The organism is Kitasatospora sp. NPDC004272 (genome assembly GCF_053603035.1).
This window is the reverse complement of the sequence record NZ_JBSGET010000034.1, coordinates 55377-61600: the sequence shown is the minus strand read 5'-3', so window position 1 is coordinate 61600 and position 6224 is coordinate 55377. Positions and strand designations below refer to the sequence as shown.

Sequence of the window (6224 nt, the reverse complement as noted above, 5' to 3'; positions counted from 1 at the left end):
CGGCGGGCGCGGGCGGGGCGGCCGGGCGCAGCGGCACGGTGGCGTCCGGGTCGGCGGCGCGGGGCAGCGGCACGTCGAGCAGGGTGGCGTCGTGGGCGGGCGGCGCGACCGGCGGGTCGATCGGCAGGACGGCGACGGTGATGTTGTCGTGCCCGCCGCGCTCGACCGCGAAGCGCACCAGTTCCTGCGCGGTGGCCAGCGGTTCGGTCCGGGCGTCGGCGCGGACGAAGAACGCCAGGTCGGTGGCGGCCTCGGCGTAGTTCCACAGGCCGTCGGTGCAGATCAGCAGCACGCCGGGGACGTGCGGGGTGAAGCTGACGGTGTGCGGGTCGAGGTCCTCGGCGTCGGCGCCGAGCCAACCGGTGATGGCGTGGGCCCGCGGGTCGGCGTACGCCTCGGCCTCGGCCATCAGGTTGGCGGCGACCATCCGGGCCGCCCAGGAGTCGTCCTCGGTGAGCCGGTACGGCTCGGCGGACTCGCGGTCGTCCGGGATCCAGTAGGCGCGGGTGTCGCCGACCCAGCCGATGGTGACCAGGCCGCCGGAGCTGATCGCGCTGACGTAGGTGCAGGCGGGCGCGTTGCTGTGCCGGCCGTCGGGGGCGGTGCCGTCGTGGGCGAGCGCGGTGACGGCCCGGTTGGCGGCGCCGATCGCCTCGTGCATCGCCCGGCCGGGGTCGCGGCCGGCGGCCAGCGCGGCGACCAGCGAGTCCGCGGCGGCGGTGACGGCGGTGGCGGACGCCTCGTCCGGGCGGGAGGAGGAGGAGACGCCGTCGCAGACCACGGCGAGCACGGCGGGCGTGCCGGTCGGGCCCTCGGCGGTGGCGACGGTGAACGCGTCCTCGTTGCGGTGGTGGCGCAGGCCGCGGTCGGAGACCGCCGCGACGCCGGTCAGCTCCCGTTCCTGGTGGTCGCGTTCGCGCGGCTGGGCCTGCCCGCACTGCTGGCACCAGCCGTCGGCGAGCTCGGCGGAGCCGCAGTGCGGGCAGCTGGGCACGACCGGCAGGTCGCGCAGGGTCGGCGGTCCGGTCAGGGAGGTGCCGCAGGCCCCGCAGAACGCGTCCTGCGAGCCCAGCGGTTCGGCACAGTTCGGGCACTCGGTCTGCTGCGGCATGTTCACACCCATGTCCTGGGGCGGGCCCGGTTGGCCCGTTCCACCCACTCGATCCTCGTCTCGGCCCGGTCGGACAACCGGGCCAACATCCGGTAGGAGTGTTCCAGGGCGAGCCGCAGTTCCCGTTCCGCGGCGGGATGTCCCAGCACGGTCAGCGTGGCGGGTCTCCCGGCGGCCCCCGCCAGCACCCAGTTCAGCGCCGAGTCCAGTACTTCGACGGCCAGTTCCTCGCGCCGCCGGGCGTCCAGGGCGAGCGCGGTCAGCCGGGCGGAGCTGTCGGCGAGTTCGGCCGCCAGCGGTTCGGTGGCGGCCCGGCCGCGCAGCCGGGCCCGGACGGTGCCGATCCGGGCGGCGGTCCAGTGGGTGGAGCCCTCCGGGACGGCCTCCAGCGCGGCGACCGCGCCGTCCCGGTCGCCGGCCGCGAGCCGGACCCGGGCCAGGCCGAACGCGGCGCTGACGAACGACCGGTCCACGGCGTTGACCAGGGCGTAGTACCCGGCGGCGGCCGCGGTGTCGCCCAGCAGTTCGGCGCAGAGCGCGAGCGCCAGCTTGGGGGCGCTCTCGCCGGGGAACGCGTCGTACAGCGCCTCGAAGGCGTCCCGGGCGTCCGCGGCCCGGTCGGTGGCGAGCGCGGTCAGGCCGCGGTGCCACACCACCCGCCAGTCGCCGGGGTGTTCGGCCTCCAGGACGGCCAGCTGCTCGGCGGCGGCCGCGGTGTCGGCCAGCTCCAGGTGGGTGCGCAGCGCCCGCAGCCGCAGCTCGGGGGAGTCGGTGCCGGCCGTCCGGAGCGCGGCCAGCACCTCGGCGGGGGCGGCGGCGGGCAGCGTGCCGAGCAGGCCCGCGTTCGGGTCGGCCGGGTCGGGCAGCGGCGCGGGCAGGGCCAGCGCGGCGACCCGGGCGTCCGGCGCGCGCTCGGTCAACTCGGTCTCCACGACCCGCAGTTCGGGGCCGAACAGGGTGGAGGGCGCGGGCCGGGCCCGGCCGTCCTGCAGGCTCAGCACCTCGCGCAGCACGCCGGTCAGCTGCCCGGCCATCTCCTCCGCGGAGGCGAACCGGCGGGCCGGGTCCGGGTCGGTGGCCCGCACCAGGAGCCGGTGGAAGGACTCGTACCGGGCGAACACCCCGACCTCGTCCGGGCCCGGGAGCTCGTGCCGCCAGCGCTCGGTGTAGCCGCGGAAGTCGAAGGTCAGCACGGCCAGCGTGCGGGCCACCGTGTACAGGTCGGAGGCGGGGGAGGGCCCGGCGGTGGCGATCTCCGGGGCCTGGTAGCCGACGGTGCCGTAGATCGGCCCCTCGTCGTCGTGCCGGCGGACCGCGCCCAGGTCGATGATCTTGAGCATGTCGTCCGACTGGATCACGTTGTCCAGCTTGAAGTCGCAGTACACCAGCCCGCGGGCGTGCAGGTAGCCGAGCGCGGGCAGCGCCGCCAGCCCGTACGCGAGCGCCTGCTCGACCGGCAGCGGCTCGCGCCGGCCGTCCGGCCCCAGCCGCTCGTTCGCGATGTCCTTCAGCGACTTGCCGCCGACGTACTCCATCACGATGTAGCCGTCGGCGGCGCCGGTCCGGGCGTCCGGGTGCTCGACGAAGTTGATGATCCGGACGATGTTCGGGTGGTCCACCTCGGCCAGGAACCGCCGCTCGGCGATCGCCACCGCCAGCGCGTCCTCGTCCCCGGTGTCCAGCAGGCCCTTGAGCACCACCCAGCGGTCGTTCACCCGGCGGTCCACCGCCAGGTAGATCCAGCCCAGGCCGCCGTGCGCCAGGCAGCCCATCACCTCGTACTGGCCGCCGACCAGGTCGCCCCGGGACAGCTTCGGGCTGAACGAGTACGCGGTGCCGCACTTGGTGCAGAAGCCCTCCGGGCGGCCCGGGCGGCCGTCCTGCTCCCGGCCCACCGGCCGGTCGCAGCGCGAGCAGAACCGCTTGCGCTCCGGCACCTCCGGGTTCACCAGCACCGCCCGCGCCGGGTCCGCGGCCGGCACCGGGGCGATCGTCACCAGGCCCGCGCCCAGGTTGCCGCGCCGGGCGGTGCCGGAGCCGCCCCTCGAACTGCGCACCGACACCGAACCGCCGCGCCCCGACCGGCCCGAACGGCCGGACCGGGAACGGCCCGAGACGCCGCCGGACGGGACGCCGCCGGGCAGTGCGTTGCCGGACGGGACGGCGGCGGGAGCGGGGGCGGCGGCGGGCGGTGCGGCGGCGAGGCCGCACTCGTCGCAGTAGCCGTCCGGGTCGAGGGTGCCGGTGCAGCCCTCGCGCCCGCAGGCGTCCCCCGGGCCGGGCCGGGCGGTGGCGGCAGCGGCCGGAGCCGCAGCGGGGGCCGGAGCCGCGGCGGGGGCGAGCCCGCACTCGGTGCAGTAGCCGTCCGGGTCGATCTCCCCGACGCAGCCCGTGCGGGCGCACGCCTCAGCCATCGCTGTCCTCCCCCTGGTCGGTCCGCTCCGCCCGGGGCCCGTCCTGGACCTGCGGCGGCTGCCCGTCCGGCAGTTGCGGCTGTTCCGGCTGCTCGGGCCGCGGCGCAGACGGTTGTGGCGCCGGCGGCTGCGGCTGCCGTTCGGGCGCGCGCAGGGCCTGCTGGAAGCGGCTGACCGCCTCGGCCGCCGCCCGCAGGTCGCACGGGGCGCTCCACAGCAGCCAGCGGGCCTTCTCGAAGCGCTCGACCACTTCCGGGTCCTCGGCCAGGCCGAGCCGGGCGGCCATCGCCTTGTACGCCTCCAGCCGGCCGCGGAGTTCGGCCCGGACGGCGAGCGGCTGGGCGACCTCGGTGAGCGACTGCCGGGCCCGGCCGAGCTCCTTGGCGGCGGCGTCCTCCAGCGCGTCCAGCAGCGGGCCGAGCCGGTGCCACTGGCCGGTCTGCTGGAAGCCGACGGCCTGGCCGATCGCCTCGCGCAGCGCGGAGGGCGGGCCGGGCACCGGGGGCACCTCGGTCGCGGCGATCTTCGCCAGCACCTCGCCGCGCGCCCGGCGGGCCTCGGCGAGCGTCAGGTCGGCGCGCTGGAGCAGGTCGGCGACCTGCTGGAGGCGCTCGTGGGACTCGTCGCGCAGCCGCAGCAGGCTCTCCAGCTCGACCCGCACGTCGTCCAGCCGGCGGCCCATCCGGTCGAACCCGGTGGTGTCCACGGCGCCGGTGGGGGAGGCCCAAGCGGCGTCCTCGGCGGCCCGGCCGCGCTGCGCGGGCACCCGGCTGGGCCGCCACAGCGCCAGCGGGTCGGCCACCACCAGGGCCCGCAGCGCGGTCAACTGCCGGGCCAGGTCGTCGAGGTCGTCGGCCAGCGGGTGGCCGCCGGGGCGCACCCCGACCGAGCCGGCCAGCATCTGGACCCGGCCGAGTTCGGCCAGCAGCAGGTCGATCCGGGCGGGCAGCGCCGACCAGACCGCGTCGACGGCGCTCACCACCTCGATCACCACCGCGTACCAGCCGTTCATCCGCTCCAGCAGCTCGCCCAGCGTGACCTGCTCCACCAGCCGGGCGGAGGAGGCCAGTTGGCCGGACGGGTGGGGGAGCCGGCCGCCGGAGACGGTCACCGAGCGGCCGGCCAGCAGCTCGCCGAGCTCGGTGAGTTCGGCGGCGGTGGGCCGGGTGCGCCGGGAGCGGACCGCACGGGCGGAGGCCAGCGCCTCCGCGTACCGGTCGAACAGCGCCCACAGCAGGGCCACGCCGCCCTCGGCGACCGCCCAGCGCTCCCGGGTGCGCCCGGACAGCTCGGCGCCGGTCAGCAGCCGCAGCCCCGGGTGGTCCTGGAGCGCCAGCAGCGCCGCCTCGACCGCGTCGCGCTCGGCCCCCAGCCGGGCCAGCGCGCGGTCGACCTCCTCACGGTTCATCACCGGGCGGGTCGTTCCGGCCAACGCGGTTCCTCCTCTCGGCCACGGTCGTGGTGACGGGGCGCCGGTCCTGTGGAGGTCCGGGTGACGGCCCGTCGGCCGCCAGTCTCCCCGACGACCGGCACCGGGCGGACGGCGGTCCCCCGGATTCCCGTTCCGGGGCGGCCGTCCGCCCGCCGCTCCCCGGGCCGTCACCGCTGCCGTCACCGCCGCCGTCCCCCGGGCCGCCACCGCCGCCGTCCCGCCGCTCACCACGGCCGGTACGGGCCGGGATCCCCCATGGTGGGCCGCAGCCACTTGTCGTAACTGGCTTGCCAGCCACCGCTGTTGCGCCAGTCGACGAGCACCTGGTTGACCCAGGCGACCAGGTCGGTGTCCTGCTTGTTCATGCCGACGCCCATGTACGTGGGCAGGAAGGAGCCGTCGACCAGCTGCATGGTCTGGTCCTGGGCGACCATCGCGTAGGCCAGCGAGCTGTCCGACAGGGTGGCCTGCGCCTCGCCGAGCTCCATCAGCACCAGGCAGTCCAGCTGGTTCTCGGGCGTCAGGACCTTGCGTGCGCCGTGCCGGTCCTGGTCCAGCGCGGCGGCCGAGGAGGAGTTCTCCGCCACGCAGACGTCCTTGCCGCGCAGCGCCTGGTCCACGGTGCCGGCGTGCGCGGACTTCGGCGCCACCACCCGCTGGGAGACGTTGAAGTACGGCGCGGAGAAGGCGATCTGCTTCAGCCGGTCGCAGGTGATGGTCATCGCGCGGGCGATCATGTCGACCGGCCGGTCCGGGGCCTGGAGCAGGGCGACCCGGTCGGCGGTGGCGACGGCCTTGAGCCGGACCTTGTCCGGGTCGCCGAGGACCGACCCGGCGACGGCGTGCGCCAGGTCGATGTCGAAGCCCTCGATCCGGCCGGTCTGGGAGTCCCGGTAGCCCCAGTTGTAGGCGCTCTGGTCGATGCCGACGATCAGGTAGCCGCGCTCGCGGATCGCCCGGATCCGCGACCCGACCTGCTCCTTGGGCGGCAGCGACGCCCCGGTGTCGCAGCCGTCCGCCTCCACCGCGTTCCCCGGCGCGTTACCCGGCGCGTTCTCCGATGCGTTCTCCGGCGCGTTCTCCGGCGCCCCGGCCGCGAGGTGCACCAGTGCCTCCCCGCGCCCGCCGCCCGCCCTACCGCCCGCCGTACCGCCCAGCGGGCCGCCCGCCCCGGCGGCCGAACCGCCGGTGCCGAGCAGGCCCGCCAGCAGTGCCCCGGCCGCGAACAGCGTTCCGATCCTCGCTCCGCGCATCCTTCGCTCCCCCG

At 76.7% G+C, this 6224-nt stretch carries 4 protein-coding genes; all 4 read right to left on the bottom strand.

All coding sequences use genetic code 11. The annotated features are described in order from the left end of the window. Nucleotides 1–1111, bottom strand: a 1111-nt coding sequence (locus tag ACWEO5_RS13620) for a PP2C family serine/threonine-protein phosphatase (RefSeq protein ID WP_452162569.1), incomplete at its 3' end; no start/stop codon positions are given. Between the two features lie 2 nt (nt 1112–1113). Further along, the gene (locus ACWEO5_RS13615) at nt 1114–3525 is read right to left on the bottom strand and encodes a tetratricopeptide repeat protein (RefSeq protein WP_452162568.1); all 2412 of its coding nucleotides are present in this window, start codon (nt 3523–3525) and stop codon (nt 1114–1116) included. Then, entirely contained in the window at nt 3518–4933 is a 1416-nt protein-coding gene (locus ACWEO5_RS13610; RefSeq protein ID WP_452162572.1) for a hypothetical protein, read from the bottom strand. The genes ACWEO5_RS13615 and ACWEO5_RS13610 overlap by 8 nt, the downstream gene beginning before the upstream one ends. A 248-nt stretch (nt 4934–5181) precedes the next feature. Next, nucleotides 5182–6210 (bottom strand): glutamate ABC transporter substrate-binding protein, encoded by a 1029-nt coding sequence (locus ACWEO5_RS13605; protein ID WP_452162567.1) that lies wholly within the window; start codon nt 6208–6210, stop codon nt 5182–5184. Nucleotides 6211–6224: the final 14 nt, after the last annotated feature.